Here is a 13,665-nt window from a genome sequence, read left to right as displayed (position 1 = left end):
CGCGGCAGGGGTGCCTTCATGCCGCCCGCGCCGTAGGCCCCTCGCGCGCGCCGGTCACCGCGATCGGCAGCGCGGAACCGCAAAAGGCGCATTCCGCGGTTATCCGGCCGACATACCAATGATTGCCGCCGCAACCGGGGCAGCGATTAATTTCCTCGGCCCGGAAACTCGGGCGATAGCCGGTGCGTCCTAGGATGATCGGCGAATGCAGCATCGTCAGCTACTCCCATCGTCGGAGTGCAACCGCGACGAAGCGCCTTTTGTTCCCGATGAAATGCGGTCAGCCGATATCGCCGCTCAGGCGAGGGCCGATTCGCCGTCCAGCAAGGCGGCTGGGCTGAGCCCAAGCAGATCGATCTGCGCGCGCACCTGCGGCCAAACCTGCTCGACAAAATGCGCGCGTTCGACCGCGCGGAGCTTCTCGGCCGCGCCGGGGAGCACGAACATGCCGACGCCGCGCCGCACCTCGACATAGCCATCGTCTTGAAAACGCTGGTAAGCCTTGGCGACGGTGAGCGGATTGGCGCCATATTCGGCGGCGAGCGCACGCACCGACGGGAGCTGATCCCCCGCGCGGTAATCGCCTCGGAGGACCGCAGCGGCGATATGCTGCCGCAGCTTCACGTAAACTGGGCTGTCTTCGTTGGTGAGCGCCGTCATGCTGCTTTAATACACTGCTGGCTGACGGAGTCCAGCCCTGACTGCGTGCTACGCGCCCCAGGTTGACACGACCGCCTCGATGGCGGGGCGTGGGCGTTCCTCGAGCGGGGCGCCGGGGGAACCGATGAACACGAAGCCGGCGATCCGCGCCGGCGCGGGGGCGAAGGCGTCGCGCACCGCGTCGGAATAGGTTGGCCAGCCTGTCACCCAGCCGGCGACAAAGCCCATCGCGTGCGCCGCGTGGAGCAGGTTCATGCACGCCGCCCCCGCCGATAATTCCTGCTCCCACAAGGGGATATGGCTTTCGAGCTTGGGTTGGGAAAGCACCACCACCAGCGCGGGGGCCTGGGTCGCGAAAGCCTCCAGCGCGGCGATTTCGGTCGCGGCCGCTTGGGGGCGCTCGGCGCGATAGGCGGCGGTGATGACCTCGCCCAGCCTCGCCCGCGCAGCCCCGGGCACGACCGCGAAGCGCCAAGGGGCCAATTTGCCATGGTCGGGCGTGCGCGCGGCAATCTCGAGCATCGCCGCGAGCTGTCGATCGCTCGGCCCGGGCGCGATCATGTCGCGCGGCCGCCCCGAACGGCGGGTGCGCAGCAGCGACAGTGGCGTGGTGGCATCGTTGAGCATCGCCGCGCCGCTTAGCGCCACGCCCGCGCCATTTACAGCCCCGCTTTTGCCGCTAGTGTCGCGTCCCAACCAAAAGTGACACCGATTTTAGGAGCGTTTTCTTATATGAGCACCGCTGCCGAGGCCGCCCTGCCGCGTGCCGGCAAGACCTGGTTCGGCCATCCCTCGCAACTTTTCTGGCTGTTCGGCACCGAAATGTGGGAGCGGTTCGGCTATTACGGGATGCGCGCGCTGCTCACCCTGTACCTCACCAAGCATTTCGTGCTGGGGGACCGCGCCTCGACCGGGCTTTATGGCGGCTATACGGCGCTGGTCTACCTCACCCCGCTCGTTGGCGGCTTGATCGCCGACCAGTATCTGGGATCGAAGCGAGCGGTGCGCTTCGGCGCGATCCTGATGGCGATCGGCTATTTCACGCTCGCCTTTGGTGGCCAGCCGGCCAAGCCCTATCAGTTGATCGACGGCCAGCGTTATGACGTCGTCGTCGACAATTTCCGCGACACCCCCACCAGCGATCCGCGCGAGGCGCGCTTCCTGATCGTCGACGGGCAGAAGCTCGCGATGAAGGGCAATGACGATGGCAGCCTGTCGCTGATCGCGCCCGATGGGAAAGTCGCCCGCACCGTGCCCGCGGGCAAGTTCACCGAGCAGGCCGAGCGCAGCCCGCTCCTCGTCACTATCCTGCTGATCGCGCTGTCGCTGATCTCGGTCGGCAACGGCTTCTTCAAGCCCAATATCTCGACGATGGTGGGCGAACTTTACGCGCAGGGCGACCGCCGCCGCGACGCCGGGTTCACCATCTTCTACATGGGGATCAACACCGGCTCGATCCTGGGCCAGTTCCTCTGCGCCTTCTTCGCCGATCGCTTCGGCTGGCCATTGGGGCTCGGGCTCGCGGGCGTGGCGATGGTGCTCTCGTTCCTGATGATCAGCTTCCACGGCGGCCGGCTCGACGCGGTCGGCAACCCGCCGGCGGGGGTGCGCGACCGATCCTGGCTGATCTACGCGGGCGCGGTGATCGCGGTGCCGGTACTCTATTTCCTCTACACCAACCTGATGAGCGCGCCCAAGCCGGTCGAAGGCTCGGGCTTCATCGGCTATGTGATGTCGCTGCCGCTGATGGGTAAGCTGTTGTTCGGCACTTTCCTCGTGTCGGTGCCGGGCATTCTGGTCTGGTCCGCGACGGCGGGTGACAAGCGCGAATTCGAGATGATGCTCGCCGCGATGACGCTGATCGTGTTCAACGTGGTGTTCTGGACGCTGTTCGAGCAGGCGGGCTCGAGCCTCGCGCTATTCGCCGATCGCAATACCGATCGCAGCGTGTTCGGCTGGTTCACCATGTCCGCGCCACAGACGCAGAATTTCAATCCGATCTCGATCGTGCTGCTGGCGCCGCTGATGTCGGCGCTGTGGGGCGCGCTCGCCAAGCGCGGGCTGGAGCCTTCGATCCCGGTGAAGTTCGCCATCGCGCTGATGGGCGTGGGCGGCGGCTTCCTGTTCCTGGTTTGGGGCGCGAGCTTCGCCGGCCCGGATTACAAGGTGGGGCTGTGGTGGCTCGCCGGGCTGTACGTGATCCACTCGATCGCCGAGCTGTGCATCTCGCCCGTTGGCCTCAGCATGATCACCAAGCTGTCGATCGCCCGGATCGTGGGGATGATGATGGGCGTCTGGTTCCTCTCGATCTCGGTCGCGCAATATTTCGCCGGGGTCGTGGCGCAGATCGCGAGCGTCGAGACGGTGGGCGGGCAGGTGACCAATTTGAAGGTGAGCCTGGACGCTTATACCAGCACCTTCACCACCATCGCCTGGGTCGCGATCGCGTTGGGCGGGGTGTTGCTGCTGCTCTCCTTCCCGCTCAAGAAGTGGATGCACGGGGTGCAGTGAACGGCTGAGTGGGGAGGCGCGGATGGATGGCTATGGCGAATTGGCGCTGGCGACGGCGAGCTTCGTTGGCGGGCATCTGATCCTCTCCCACCCCTTGCGCGCGCCCTTGGTGAAGGCGCTGGGCGCGATCGGGTTTCAAATTCTCTACGCGGTGGCGGCCTTCGCCTCGCTGTGGTGGATTTCACGCGCCTGGAAAGCGGCGCCCGGTGCCGCGCCGCTATGGGCGGTGGGCGACAGCCTTTGGGCATTCGCGAGCGTGATCATGCTGATCGCGAGCGTGTTGTTGATGGGGTCGTTGATCGGCAATCCCGCCTTTCCGGCGCCCAACGTGAAGGCGCCAGCCGAGGCGCGCGGCGTCTATGCGATCACCCGCCACCCGATGCTGTGGTCGTTCGCGCTTTGGGGGATCGCGCACATGCTCGTGTTCCCGATCCCCGCGCAGTTCATCGTCGCGGGGGGCTTCACGGCGTTCGCGCTGATCGGCGCGGCGGCGCTCGATGCCAAGAAGGCGCGGTTGAACCCGGACCTGTGGCGGCCCTGGGTGGCGATGACGAGCTATTGGCCGTTCCAGGCGATCGGTCAGGGTCGCGCGCGCTTTGGCGGCTTTCGGCCGCACGATCTGGCGGGCGGGCTGGTGATATGGCTCGGCGCGACCAGGGCGCATCAGCCGGCGGCGGGGATCGCGGCGGGCATCTGGCGGTGGATCGGCTGAACTCAGCGCCGCGCGGCGAAGAACTCCCTGAGCAACGCCGCCGCTTCACCCTCGCCGATACCGGGATAGATTTCCGGTCGGTGGTGGCAGGTGGGCTGACCGAAGAACCTCGCCCCGTGCGCCACCGCGCCGCCCTTGGGATCATCGGCGCCGTAATAGAGCCGGTCGATTCGCGCATGAGCGATGGCCCCCGCGCACATCGCGCAGGGCTCCAGCGTCACCCACAGGTCGCAGCCATCGAGCCGATCGCGCCCCAGCGCCCGGGCGGCGGCGCGAATCGCCAGGATCTCGGCATGGGCCGTCGGATCGTGCAGCGCGCGCGGCGCGTTGGCGGCGACCGCGATCAGCTCCCCGCCTCGCGTCACCACCGCGCCCACCGGCACTTCGCCCGCCTCGGCGGCCTGGGTGGCGGCGGCGAGCGCCTGGCGCATCGGTTCGGGAAGCGGGAACATCGCCTTGCTATGCCGTGGGGACGCGGCGGGCGCCAGCGCCTGGGGAATCGGTTGACGTTTCGCCGATCCCAGCTTAAGGGGCGCGACTTTCCGGAGGATTTAAGTCGATGTCGCGCATTTGCGAGCTGACCGGCAAGGGTCGGCAAGTGGGGCACAATGTCTCCCACGCCAACAACAAGACCAAGCGTACCTTCCTGCCCAACCTGCAGAATGTCACGCTGATCTCGGACGCGCTGGGCACCAGCGTGCGGCTGCGCGTGTCGACGCATGGGCTGCGCTCGGTCGAGCATGTCGGCGGGCTGGATAACTGGTTGGTCAAGACCTCGGACGATCAGCTGTCGCTGCGCGCGCGCCGGCTGAAGCGCGAGGTGAAGAAGAAGCTGGCGCCGGTCGAAGCGGCGGCGTAACCCGCCGCAGGGGCGGCGGCAGCGCCGCCTCGTCGAGCCGGAATTCGAGCAGCAGGCTCTCCTCGAACCAATATTGGTTATTGTCGCTCGCGATCCATAGCTTGATCGCGTCCGGTTCGCTGACGACCGCGATCGCCTCGAAATTGTCGTGCTGTGCTGGCGCGGCGAAGCGCGCGATCGGGTGACCACGGGCCAGGCTGCCGGGCCGAATCGCGCCCTTGGGCAACAGCGTGACGATCGCCGTGAAGCCCTCGCCCAGATCGGCGCGCCGGTTGAGTAGCACCAGCCGGCCATCGGGCAGCTCGGCGATGTCGGTGGGCTTGTATCCCGCGGGCGGCAGATAGCGGAAGCGGAAGCCGCGCCGGGGCGCGCGCACCGGGTCGGTCAGGAACACCACCCCCTCGCACCCCTCTCCGGGCGAAACCTCATTTTCGTCGATCGCGACGAAGCGGCCGCTCGCCAGGCGGGTAAAGGCCTCGGCGCCGCGATTCTCGTCCCACCGCGTCATCGCCGGCGGAGCGACGTGTCCCTCGGCGCGCGCGAAGCCGGGGGCGTAGCGCCAAATTTCGTTCACCGTCTCGAACGATACCCACATATGTCCGGCGGGGTCGCGAGTGAGCGCTTCGCTGTCACGATCCTCGCCGTGCCAGCCGCCACGGGGCAGCCTGGGGAGCGCGAAAACCGCGCCGCCCTGGACGCGGCCATGGGTATCGAGCCGGAAGCGCACGCCCTGCCCGCTGTCGCTCAACAGGGTGAAGGCGTGGCCATCGGTGAGCATCGCGGAAAAACCGCCGAACTCGGGATCGCGGCTGGTGAGCCGGTAGCCGCGCTCGAACACCAGCGCGCCGAGTCGGCGCCGGGCAGGGGCCGCGGGGTAGAGCGCGACCGGCCGCAAGCTGAACGGCGCTTGCGGGTCGAGCAGGGGCGCCTGCCCAAGCCCCATCCATTGCGGCACGAACATCACCAGCAGAATTACCGACCAAAACAGGCGCATGGCGCTCCTCATAGAGCCCCGCGCCCGCCTGCAAAGGCTGAACGCGGGATAACGAGCACATTCAGGCACCGCTCAAAGCGACTCGGGCAAAAGCACAGCATCGGTGGAAGGGAATCGGCTCTTGCCGCCGCAGCGTGTGGAGATGGACCATGTTGAAGAAGCTTTCCGCCGCCGGTGCAGCGCTCGCCCTCGGCATGAGCGCGGTGGTGCCCCTGACCGGTGCTTCGGCGCAATATTATGATGGCTATCGCGATTATCGTGGCTATCGCGGCGACGTCTATCGCGACAATTATCGCGGGTACGATCGCAACGGCTATTACAATAACGGTTACTATGACAACCGTTACAACGATCGGGTCTATCGCGACTACCGTAGCGATTACCGGTATAATTATCGCCGCTGCGATGGTACTGCGGGCACGGTGGTCGGCGCGATCGCCGGCGGCTTGCTCGGCAATGTCGTCGCGGGGCGTGGCGATCGCGGGCTTGGCACGGTGCTCGGCGCCGCTGGTGGCGCGCTCGCCGGTCGCTCGATCGACCGTAGCGATTGCCGCTCGCGTTATTGAGTCCCCGGCGTATCGGGGGAACGAGAGGGCCGGCGCCTCGTGCGTCGGCCCTCGAGCCGTTCAGTACATGTGCTGGCCGCCGTTGATGCTGAGCGTCGACCCGGTGACGAAGCCGCCCTCGTCGCAGCACAGGAAGGTCACCGCGCGCGCGATCTCGCTCGCCTGGCCCAGCCGGCCAACCGGAATCTTGGCGACGATCTTTTCCAGCACCTCGCCGGGTACCGCCGCCACCATGTCGGTGTCGATATAGCCGGGCGCGATCGCGTTCACGGTCACGTTGAACTTGGCGCCTTCCTGCGCCAGCGCCTTGGTGAAGCCGTGGATGCCCGATTTGGCAGCGGCGTAGTTCACCTGGCCATATTGCCCCGCCTGGCCGTTGATCGAGCCGATGTTGACGATCCGCCCCCATTTGCGATCGCGCATCCCGGCGAACACCGCTTTCGCCATGTTGAAACACCCGCCCAGATTGGTGTCGATCACCTCTTTCCAGGCCTGGTAGGTCATCTTCAGCATCGTGCCGTCGCGGGTGATGCCGGCGTTGTTGATGAGCGCATCGACCGGGCCGAGTTCCTCGACGATTTGCGCGACGCCCGCCTGGCACGCATCGAAATCGGCGACATCCCACTTATAGGCCTTGATCCCGGTCCGTTCGGTAAAGGCGCGGGCGCGCTCTTCATTGCCTGCATAATTGGCGGCGACGGTGAAGCCTGAATCCCGCAAGGCAAGGCTGATCGCCTCGCCAATCCCGCGCGTTCCACCCGTGACAATCGCGACGCGTGCCATCTTCCTCTCCTTATTCGCTGGTTACGCCCAGCCTTGCAGTTCGCGGCGGATTAGCGCCTCGAGCATCTCCATACCAACGGAACGGTCGTTCAAACAGGGCAGGTAGGCGAAATCGGTGCCGCCAGCTTCCTCAAAGGTCTCGCGACCGCGAATCGCGACCTCCTCCAGCGTTTCGAGGCAGTCCGCCGAGAAACCGGGCGCGACGACGGCGATGCGCTTGACGCCCTTGGCGGGCAGCGCGGCGAGTGTCTCGTCGGTCGCGGGTTCGAGCCATTTCGCCGGGCCGAAGCGCGACTGGAAGGTGACGATCACCTCGCGCCCCAGCGCCGCGCCCAGCAGTCGCGCGGTCTTCTGGCATTGGCAGTGATAGGGGTCGCCCAGTTCCAGCGTGCGCGCGGGCATCCCGTGGAAACTCACCAGCAGCGCCTGGGGATCGAAGGGAAGGCCGGCGAGCCCGCTGGCGATGTCGCGGGCGAGCGCGTCGATGTGGAGCGGATCATCATAATAGGGCGGCAGCGTGCGGATCGCCGGCTGCCAGCGCATCGCGCGCAGCACCGCGAACGCCTTGTCATTGGCGGTCGCGGTCGTCGCCGCGCAATATTGCGGGTAGAGCGGCGCCAGCAGCAGGCGGTCGCAGCCCGCTTCGAACATCCGGCGCAGCACGTCGGGGATCGAGGGCTGGCCATAGCGCATCGCCCAATCGACGAGCGCCGCGTCCCCAATCCGAGCTTGGAGCGCCGCCGCCTGGCGCCGGGTGATCGCGGCGAGCGGCGAGCCCTCGTCGCTCCAAACCGCGCGATACGCCTCGGCCGAGCGCTGCGGGCGGGTGTTGAGGATGAAGCCACGCAGGATCGGCTGCCACAAGGGCGCAGGGATCTCGACGACCCGCCTGTCCGACAGGAATTCGCCCAGATAGCGGCGCACCGATTTGGTGTCTGGCGCGTCGGGCGTTCCGAGGTTCACCAGCATCACCCCCACACGGCGAGGCTTGACCGGCGGGTGATCGGGGGGACGACTCATGCCGCCGCCGTAAAGGGCAAGCGTCGCAAACGGAAGCCCGCCGCCGCGTAGAGCGCGTTGGCGATTGCGGGGGCCACCACCGGCACCGCCAGCTCGCTCACGCCGCCCGGCTCGGCATCGGAGCGGATCAGCTCGACGGTGATGTCGGGCGTGTCGGCGAGGCGCGGTAGATTGAGTGCTCCCAGCCGCGCCGGAGCGGGGCGCCCGCCCTCGACCCCGATCGGTGCGCCGAGCGCGGCCGCCATCCCGAACAACAGCCCGCCTTCGATCTGCTGGCGCACCAGTTCGGGGTTGATCTGCCGCCCGCAATCGACCGCCGCGACCAGCCGATCGACCCGGGGCACGCGCCCATCCTCGAAATGGGCCTCGGCCAGCAGCGCGATATGGCTGCCGCGGAACGAGTGGCAGGCGATGCCCTGGCCCGATCCGGGAACGCCGCCTTCCCAGCCGCCGAGCGCCGCCGCGGTCGACAGGCAGCGCACCAGCCGTGCCTCGCCGGTGATGCCCACGCGGAACGACAGCGGCTCGGAACTCGCGGCATGGGCCAGTTCGTCGAGGAAGCTTTCGGTGAAGAAGGCGGTGTAGCTGTGCGCGCCGCTCCGCCAATAGCCGGTGGGGAGACCGATCTCGACCGGGTGATGATCGAGCGCGAAGGCAGGAAAGCGATAATAGGGCACGGCCCCGGCGACCGCCGCCATGTCGCCCCCGCCCTGAAGCAGCAGCGCGGCGCGGGCCGCCGGATCGCCCCCGAGCAGGCGGTGGGCGAGCGCGGTGCCGCTCGGCGGGGTGGCGATCTTCGCGCGCCAGCCGAGGATCGTGCCGTTGCCGCCGAGCCGGGCGGTCATGCGCGCGGCGGCGGGCGGGCGAAACGGATCGCGGGCCAGTTCCTCGCGCCGCGACCAGGTGAGTTGCACCGGGCGTTTCGCCGCGCGGGCGAGCAGCGCCGCCTGCGCGGCGACCGTCGGCTCGATCCCCATGCCGAACGACCCGCCGACAAGCATCGGATGCACCACCACCTGCGCCGCCGCGATGCCGAGCGCGGCGGCGGCGGCATCGCGCGCGAGCCCCGGCGCCAGCGTCGGCAGCCAGAGTTCGAGCCGCCCGGACTCGAACCGCGCGGTCGCGCTCTGGGTTTCGAGCGAGGCATGGGGCGCGGGGCCGACATGGTAATCGGCCTGGATCAGCGGCGCGCCCTTGAATACCGCCGCCACGTCCCCCCGCGCGGCGAGGCGCGTGCCCGACGTTTCGAGCGCGCGGACGAGCGACGATTCGATGCCCTTGGCGCTCGGCATCGCGCCCCCTGCCGTGCGCGGGGCGAGCGCCTCGACCGCGCGGTGGGCGCCCCACCACGTCGTCGCGAGCGCGGCGACCCAGTCGCCCTGCTCGACCAGCATCAGGAAGCCCGGTGCCTTGGCCGCCGCGTCGCGGTTCAGGCCTGTGATCCGCGCGCCCGGCGGCGCGCTCCAAGCGGCGGCGAACACCATGTCGGCCAGCCGGACATCGCCCGCGAAATTGGCGGAGCCATCGACCTTCGCCGGCACGTCGAGCCGGGGCACCGACTGTCCCGCCAGGCCGCCCGACTCCTCCGCGCGCAGCGGTAGTGTTTCGGGCAGCTTTTCCTTGACCGCCGCCGCCGCGAGTTCGGCGAAACGCGCGCGGCGGTTGCCGTGGGTAATGAAACCGTCCTCGGCGACGCAGGCGCGCCAATCGACTCCCCAGCGCGCGGCGGCCGCCTTGCTCAACAGCACCCGCGCGGCGGCGCCCGCCCGGCGCAGCTCGTCCTCGAACGCGCGGAGCGAGCTCGATCCTGCGGTGAGCATCAGTGCGGCGGGCGCGACATAGCGCTCGGCGAACCCCGCCGCGCCCGTGTCGAACAGTCCTTCGAACAGCTCGGCCGCGCCCAGCCGGTTGGCGTAAAGCGGGTTGAGCGGCGCCGGCTCGACCGAGACGGTGCGCCAATCGGCCCCAAGCTCGTCGGCAAGGATCTGGGGCAGCGCGGTCCAGCTGCCCTGGCCATATTCGGCCTGCGGGATGGCGACCGCGACGTGCCCGTCCTCGCCGATCTTCACCCACGCGCCGAAGATCGTCTCCCCCCGCGCGGCGGTGAGGTTGGGGGCGTAAGTGCGCGGCCACACCCCCCAGGCGATCGCGAGACCCAGCCCCGCCCCCCCGGCGATGAGCAGGTTGCGCCGGTCGATCGAGATTGGTCGGGCCATGGGTCCAGCGTTTAAGCGGCGCCGACGGGCAGGGAAAGAGCCCGTTTCCACCCAGAAGAGAGGAAGGCACTTCAAGCTATTGCAAAGGTTTGCAATGTCCGACATCGTTGCCGTGATTTCGGGCAGCGGCCCGATTGCGTGAGAGGTGGCAGCGCATGACGCCGTTTCGCTGGACCCCCGCGCATGTCGCGGCGATCGCCGAGGGCGGCTATCCGGTCGCGCCGCGCTTCGCCGCCGCCGCCGCGCCGCGCGTGGTGCCGGGGATCGAGCTGTGGGACCATTGGCCCGCGCTGACCCCCGCCGGGGCGTTGGCGGCGATCGACGGCGGGCTTCTGGTGATCGCGCTGACCGCGCCGATCCTGCCCGATCCCGAGGCGCGCCATGCGGTCGCGCGGTTGCGGCTGTTTCACCGGACGGCCTTGAGCTGGCGCGACCTGGGCGCGCTATTGCCGCCCGCTCTCTCGCCGGGAAGCCGTGAGTGGGCGGGTTCGGCGCTGCTCGACACCGCCCGGCGGCGGCTGACGCTGTATTTCACCGCCGCGGGCCGGCCGGGCGAAGCCGCGCCGGGGTTCGACCAGCGGCTGTTCGAATGCCACATCACCCTGGGCGACGATCTCCGCCCGATCGACTGGACCACGCCCGTCGAATGCGTCGTCCCGGATGGCGAGGCCTATGAAACCGCGCTTGCGGGCGGCGGGGAGAGCGGGACGATCAAGGCGTTTCGCGATCCCTTCCATGTTCGCGATCAGGGGAGCGAATGGCTGCTCTTCGCCGCATCGCGCGCGCGGGCAGAGAGCGCGTGGAACGGGCTGGTCGGCGCGGCGCGGCGCGACGGGAGCGGCTGGCGGCTCACCGCGCCCTGGATCGATGCCACCGGCGTCACCAACGAGCTCGAACGCCCGCACGCCGTGGTTCATGAGGGCGCGCTCTATCTGTTCTGGTCGACCCAGCGCAAAGTCTTCGCGCCCGAGCTGCGCCACGCGCCGACGGGGCTGTACGGGGTGGTTCGCGCGACCGGCGACGCGCCGTGGCAGCCGGTCAACGGCCATGGCCTCGTCTTCGCCAACCCGCCCGAGGCGCCCGCCCAGGCCTATAGCTGGCAAGTCCTGCCCGATCTGAGCGTGTGGAGCTTCGCCGATCTGGTCGGGCTCGATCGCCCGGCGACGAGCCTCGCCGAAGCCCGCCGCGCCTTCGCCGGTGCCCCCGCCCCGGGGCTGCGCCTGCGGCTGGAGGGCGCGCGCGCGGCATTGGTGGATTGAACCGCCGAAAGGCCGTTCAGCCCCCCTGCAGCGCGACCAGCGCCTCGACCAGCTTGGCATCGTCCCCCGGCTCGATCGGCGCCTTATAGACGCGGCGCATCTTGGCGACTTCGGCCGCCCAGGTCGCGCGGCTGAGCTTGGGTTGAGCGGTCAGGAACTCGCTCGAATGGCAACCGGTACAGTTCTGCGTCACCAGCTCGAAGCGATCGGGCAAGCCAGGCGGATCGGCGGGATAGTCGATCGTTTTGTTCTTGAAGGTGACGCTCGCCGCCATGGCGAGCCCCGCCAGCGCCAGGATCAGCTTCATGCGACGCGCACCTCGACCTTCTCGACCGCGTTGTAGAGGTAGCCGCCGGGGTTCCACACCGGCCGCATCGGCTGGACCCGCCCGTCGGCGGCGGTGCAGCGGACGTGGAGCGTCGCCGCGCCGGCTAAGAACTCGGTCGTCGCCTGCCAGCCGCGAAAGGCATAGCGCCCGGCATCGGTGCCCAGTGTCGCCGGCTGCCAGCTCACGCCCCCGTCGCGGCTCAGCTCGACCTTGGCGACCGCGCTCGCGCCGCCAAAGGCGATGCCGCGCACCAGGCGTGGGCCGGGGGGCACGATCGCGCCGTCGCGCAGATTGGTGAAGAAGCTGCGCGGCGGCATCGTGTTGATCGGCACGCTCTCGAACTGGGTCGTGCCCGGTGGAACCCCGCCATCCACGGTTGCGGGGATGCGGTAGGCGGTCGCCATCCAGAAGTTATCGTCTTCTTTATCAAGCACTTCGATGCTCGACAGCGCCTTGATCCAATAGGTGGAGAACCAGCCCGGCACGACCAGCCGGATCGGATAGCCGTTAAGCATCGGCAGCGCGGCACCGTTCATCGCGAAGGCGATCATCACCTCGCCGTCCAGCGCGTGATCCATGCCGAGCGACTTCAGGAAGCGCGGCGCCTCGGGCGGTGGCTCGTCGAGCCCGCCGAAGCGCACCGCCCGCGCGCCCGGCTTCACCCCGGCGCGCTCGAGCACCGCCTTCAGCGGCACCCCGGTCCAGCGCGCGCAACCCATCGCGCCGTGCCCCCACTGCGCGCCGGCGACGCGCGGGGCCACGAAGCCGCGCGAATTGCCCGAACATTGGTTGACCGCCGCCAGCTCGATCCGGGGCAGCTTGAGCAGTTCGCCCAGCGTCAGCGCGAGGGGACGGGAAACCGCGCCGCTCACGTTCAGCCGATGGTCGCGGGCGTTCACCGCCAGCGGGATGTCCTGGTAATGCCAGCGGACGTAGAAACGGTCGTTCGGGGTGAACAGCCCGTCGTCGAACACCTCGAACGGGGTTTCGAGCAGCGGCGCGCGGGTGCGCTGGACGATCATCTCGCCCTTCTCCGAAAAGCCGCTGCCGAGCAGTCTCGTGCCGTTCTCAAACCCCAGCCGGACATCGCGCGCCAGCGCGGGGACGGCGAAAGCCCCGCTTATCCCCGCCAGGGCAGTCCGCCGACTAATCATGCGCGGCGAGCGGCGCGAACCGCGCGACCTGGCGGCCGACGAGCGCGAGCTGATCGAGCACCGCCGGGTCGCTCGCTCCGCCCGCCTCGTCGAACTTGGTGAGCTGGGTGTTGATCGCGGCGGCGAACGGCGTCGGCCAGCCGCGCAGCGCATGGACGATCGAGCGCAGCGCCGCGATCGTGCTCCCCGTCGCCTGCCAGCCATAAGCGGTGGCGATGAGCCCCACCGGCATGTCCGCCAGATAGGGCCGGGGGTCGCGCGCGGTTTCCTCGAGCAGATCGAGCGCGTTCTTCACCAGGCCCGAGATCGAGCCGTGATAGCCCGGGCTCGCGATGATCACCGCCGAGGCGCGGCGCACCGCCGCGACGAAGCGCTGCTCGCACTCGGTGCGCTCATGCGCCTTGGGGTTGTAGAGCGGCAGCCGCGCGAGCGCCTCGCCGCCGAACAACTGGGTCTCGAAGCCGTCGCGCGCGGCGGCGTCGAGCGCGATCATCAGCGCGCGCTCGGTGGAGGAAACACCCCCGATGGTGCCGCCGATCCCGACGACGAGCGGTTTGGGTTCGGTCATCGCTTGCTTCCTAGCGCAGATGGCGGGGGGATCGA

General features: G+C 68.9%; 16 protein-coding genes. 5 read left to right on the top strand and 11 right to left on the bottom strand.

Translation table 11 applies throughout. From position 1 onward, the window contains the following. Positions 1 to 16: 16 nt before the first annotated feature. The 3 genes from K2X73_RS05310 to K2X73_RS05300 form a co-directional block, all read right to left on the bottom strand. Positions 17 to 214: a hypothetical protein gene (locus K2X73_RS05310; RefSeq protein ID WP_294109083.1), complete on the bottom strand. Its 198-nt coding sequence runs from the start codon at positions 212 to 214 to the stop codon at positions 17 to 19. A gap of 83 nt (positions 215 to 297) precedes the next feature. Then, positions 298 to 660, bottom strand: a complete 363-nt coding sequence (locus K2X73_RS05305; protein ID WP_294109081.1) for a GntR family transcriptional regulator — start codon at positions 658 to 660, stop codon at positions 298 to 300. 48 nt (positions 661 to 708) lie between these two features. Beyond that, positions 709 to 1,287, bottom strand: coding sequence for a nitroreductase (locus K2X73_RS05300; RefSeq protein ID WP_294109303.1), 579 nt, complete (start codon positions 1,285 to 1,287; stop codon positions 709 to 711). 105 nt (positions 1,288 to 1,392) lie between these two features. On the opposite strand from K2X73_RS05300, the gene K2X73_RS05295 reads away from it, so the two are divergent. Together K2X73_RS05295 and K2X73_RS05290 are read left to right on the top strand one after the other, a co-directional pair. After that, positions 1,393 to 3,171 carry a peptide MFS transporter gene (locus K2X73_RS05295; protein ID WP_294109080.1) on the top strand — a complete coding sequence of 593 codons (1,779 nt, stop codon included), beginning with the start codon at positions 1,393 to 1,395 and terminating at the stop codon, positions 3,169 to 3,171. A gap of 22 nt (positions 3,172 to 3,193) precedes the next feature. Then, positions 3,194 to 3,883 (top strand): NnrU family protein, encoded by a 690-nt coding sequence (locus tag K2X73_RS05290; RefSeq protein WP_294109079.1) that lies wholly within the window; start codon positions 3,194 to 3,196, stop codon positions 3,881 to 3,883. 2 nt (positions 3,884 to 3,885) lie between these two features. On the opposite strand, the gene K2X73_RS05285 is transcribed toward K2X73_RS05290, so the two are convergent. Further along, on the bottom strand, positions 3,886 to 4,335 hold the full coding sequence (locus K2X73_RS05285; protein WP_294109078.1) for a nucleoside deaminase: 450 nt from the start codon (positions 4,333 to 4,335) through the stop codon (positions 3,886 to 3,888). 107 nt (positions 4,336 to 4,442) lie between these two features. Here K2X73_RS05285 and rpmB point away from each other — a divergent pair, with 107 nt between their 5' ends. Then, on the top strand, positions 4,443 to 4,742 hold the full coding sequence (gene rpmB / locus K2X73_RS05280; protein WP_294109077.1) for a 50S ribosomal protein L28: 300 nt from the start codon (positions 4,443 to 4,445) through the stop codon (positions 4,740 to 4,742). Here rpmB and K2X73_RS05275 read toward each other — a convergent pair. Then, a complete protein-coding gene (locus K2X73_RS05275) occupies positions 4,651 to 5,736 on the bottom strand; it encodes an esterase-like activity of phytase family protein (RefSeq protein ID WP_294109076.1) in 1,086 nt (361 codons plus the stop codon). The genes rpmB and K2X73_RS05275 overlap by 92 nt on opposite strands. Positions 5,737 to 5,885: 149 nt before the next feature. On the opposite strand from K2X73_RS05275, the gene K2X73_RS05270 reads away from it, so the two are divergent. Continuing rightward, complete coding sequence (locus tag K2X73_RS05270; protein ID WP_294109075.1) at positions 5,886 to 6,302, top strand: glycine zipper 2TM domain-containing protein; 417 nt, start codon at positions 5,886 to 5,888, stop codon at positions 6,300 to 6,302. Positions 6,303 to 6,362: 60 nt separating this feature from the next. Here K2X73_RS05270 and phbB read toward each other — a convergent pair whose 3' ends face one another. Genes phbB through K2X73_RS05255 form a run of 3 tightly spaced genes read right to left on the bottom strand, consistent with a single transcriptional unit; the run spans position 6,363 to position 10,321 of the window. Further along, positions 6,363 to 7,085 carry an acetoacetyl-CoA reductase gene (phbB, locus tag K2X73_RS05265; protein ID WP_294109074.1) on the bottom strand — a complete coding sequence of 241 codons (723 nt, stop codon included), beginning with the start codon at positions 7,083 to 7,085 and terminating at the stop codon, positions 6,363 to 6,365. A 21-nt stretch (positions 7,086 to 7,106) separates the two neighbouring features. Then, entirely contained in the window at positions 7,107 to 8,105 is a 999-nt protein-coding gene (hemH, locus tag K2X73_RS05260; protein ID WP_294109073.1) for a ferrochelatase, read from the bottom strand. Next, complete coding sequence (locus K2X73_RS05255; protein WP_294109072.1) at positions 8,102 to 10,321, bottom strand: molybdopterin cofactor-binding domain-containing protein; 2,220 nt, start codon at positions 10,319 to 10,321, stop codon at positions 8,102 to 8,104. Before K2X73_RS05255 ends, hemH begins: the two co-directional genes overlap by 4 nt. Positions 10,322 to 10,476: 155 nt before the next feature. Between K2X73_RS05255 and K2X73_RS05250 the strand changes: the two genes are divergently transcribed. Continuing rightward, positions 10,477 to 11,580, top strand: coding sequence for a glycoside hydrolase family 68 protein (locus K2X73_RS05250; protein ID WP_294109071.1), 1,104 nt, complete (start codon positions 10,477 to 10,479; stop codon positions 11,578 to 11,580). A 16-nt stretch (positions 11,581 to 11,596) separates the two neighbouring features. Here K2X73_RS05250 and K2X73_RS05245 read toward each other — a convergent pair whose 3' ends face one another. From K2X73_RS05245 to K2X73_RS05235, 3 genes are read right to left on the bottom strand one after another with little or no spacing between them, the layout of a single operon-like run. Beyond that, positions 11,597 to 11,887 carry a cytochrome C nitrite reductase gene (locus tag K2X73_RS05245; protein ID WP_294109070.1) on the bottom strand — a complete coding sequence of 97 codons (291 nt, stop codon included), beginning with the start codon at positions 11,885 to 11,887 and terminating at the stop codon, positions 11,597 to 11,599. Continuing rightward, complete coding sequence (locus K2X73_RS05240; RefSeq protein ID WP_294109069.1) at positions 11,884 to 13,062, bottom strand: molybdopterin-dependent oxidoreductase; 1,179 nt, start codon at positions 13,060 to 13,062, stop codon at positions 11,884 to 11,886. Before K2X73_RS05240 ends, K2X73_RS05245 begins: the two co-directional genes overlap by 4 nt. After that, a complete protein-coding gene (locus K2X73_RS05235) occupies positions 13,055 to 13,630 on the bottom strand; it encodes an NADPH-dependent FMN reductase (protein WP_294109068.1) in 576 nt (191 codons plus the stop codon). Before K2X73_RS05235 ends, K2X73_RS05240 begins: the two co-directional genes overlap by 8 nt. Positions 13,631 to 13,665 lie beyond the last annotated feature (35 nt).

Origin of the sequence: Sphingomonas sp., from assembly GCF_019746665.1 — a bacterium.
Lineage (GTDB): Bacteria > Pseudomonadota > Alphaproteobacteria > Sphingomonadales > Sphingomonadaceae > Sphingomonas.
Note: the sequence above shows the minus strand (reverse complement) of the source record. Positions and strands in the feature narration are given on the sequence as shown.

What these genes read in the sequence shown, in the direction of transcription:
- K2X73_RS05310 (WP_294109083.1), bottom strand. Translation starts at nt 214, where the DNA reads ATGCTGCATTCGCCGATCATCCTAGGACGCACCGGCTATCGCCCGAGT.
- K2X73_RS05305 (WP_294109081.1), bottom strand. Translation starts at nt 660, where the DNA reads ATGACGGCGCTCACCAACGAAGACAGCCCAGTTTACGTGAAGCTGCGG.
- K2X73_RS05300 (WP_294109303.1), bottom strand. Translation starts at nt 1,287, where the DNA reads ATGCTCAACGATGCCACCACGCCACTGTCGCTGCTGCGCACCCGCCGT.
- K2X73_RS05295 (WP_294109080.1), top strand. Translation starts at nt 1,393, where the DNA reads ATGAGCACCGCTGCCGAGGCCGCCCTGCCGCGTGCCGGCAAGACCTGG.
- K2X73_RS05290 (WP_294109079.1), top strand. Translation starts at nt 3,194, where the DNA reads ATGGATGGCTATGGCGAATTGGCGCTGGCGACGGCGAGCTTCGTTGGC.
- K2X73_RS05285 (WP_294109078.1), bottom strand. Translation starts at nt 4,335, where the DNA reads ATGTTCCCGCTTCCCGAACCGATGCGCCAGGCGCTCGCCGCCGCCACC.
- rpmB (WP_294109077.1), top strand. Translation starts at nt 4,443, where the DNA reads ATGTCGCGCATTTGCGAGCTGACCGGCAAGGGTCGGCAAGTGGGGCAC.
- K2X73_RS05275 (WP_294109076.1), bottom strand. Translation starts at nt 5,736, where the DNA reads ATGCGCCTGTTTTGGTCGGTAATTCTGCTGGTGATGTTCGTGCCGCAA.
- K2X73_RS05270 (WP_294109075.1), top strand. Translation starts at nt 5,886, where the DNA reads ATGTTGAAGAAGCTTTCCGCCGCCGGTGCAGCGCTCGCCCTCGGCATG.
- phbB (WP_294109074.1), bottom strand. Translation starts at nt 7,085, where the DNA reads ATGGCACGCGTCGCGATTGTCACGGGTGGAACGCGCGGGATTGGCGAG.
- hemH (WP_294109073.1), bottom strand. Translation starts at nt 8,105, where the DNA reads ATGAGTCGTCCCCCCGATCACCCGCCGGTCAAGCCTCGCCGTGTGGGG.
- K2X73_RS05255 (WP_294109072.1), bottom strand. Translation starts at nt 10,321, where the DNA reads ATGGCCCGACCAATCTCGATCGACCGGCGCAACCTGCTCATCGCCGGG.
- K2X73_RS05250 (WP_294109071.1), top strand. Translation starts at nt 10,477, where the DNA reads ATGACGCCGTTTCGCTGGACCCCCGCGCATGTCGCGGCGATCGCCGAG.
- K2X73_RS05245 (WP_294109070.1), bottom strand. Translation starts at nt 11,887, where the DNA reads ATGAAGCTGATCCTGGCGCTGGCGGGGCTCGCCATGGCGGCGAGCGTC.
- K2X73_RS05240 (WP_294109069.1), bottom strand. Translation starts at nt 13,062, where the DNA reads ATGATTAGTCGGCGGACTGCCCTGGCGGGGATAAGCGGGGCTTTCGCC.
- K2X73_RS05235 (WP_294109068.1), bottom strand. Translation starts at nt 13,630, where the DNA reads ATGACCGAACCCAAACCGCTCGTCGTCGGGATCGGCGGCACCATCGGG.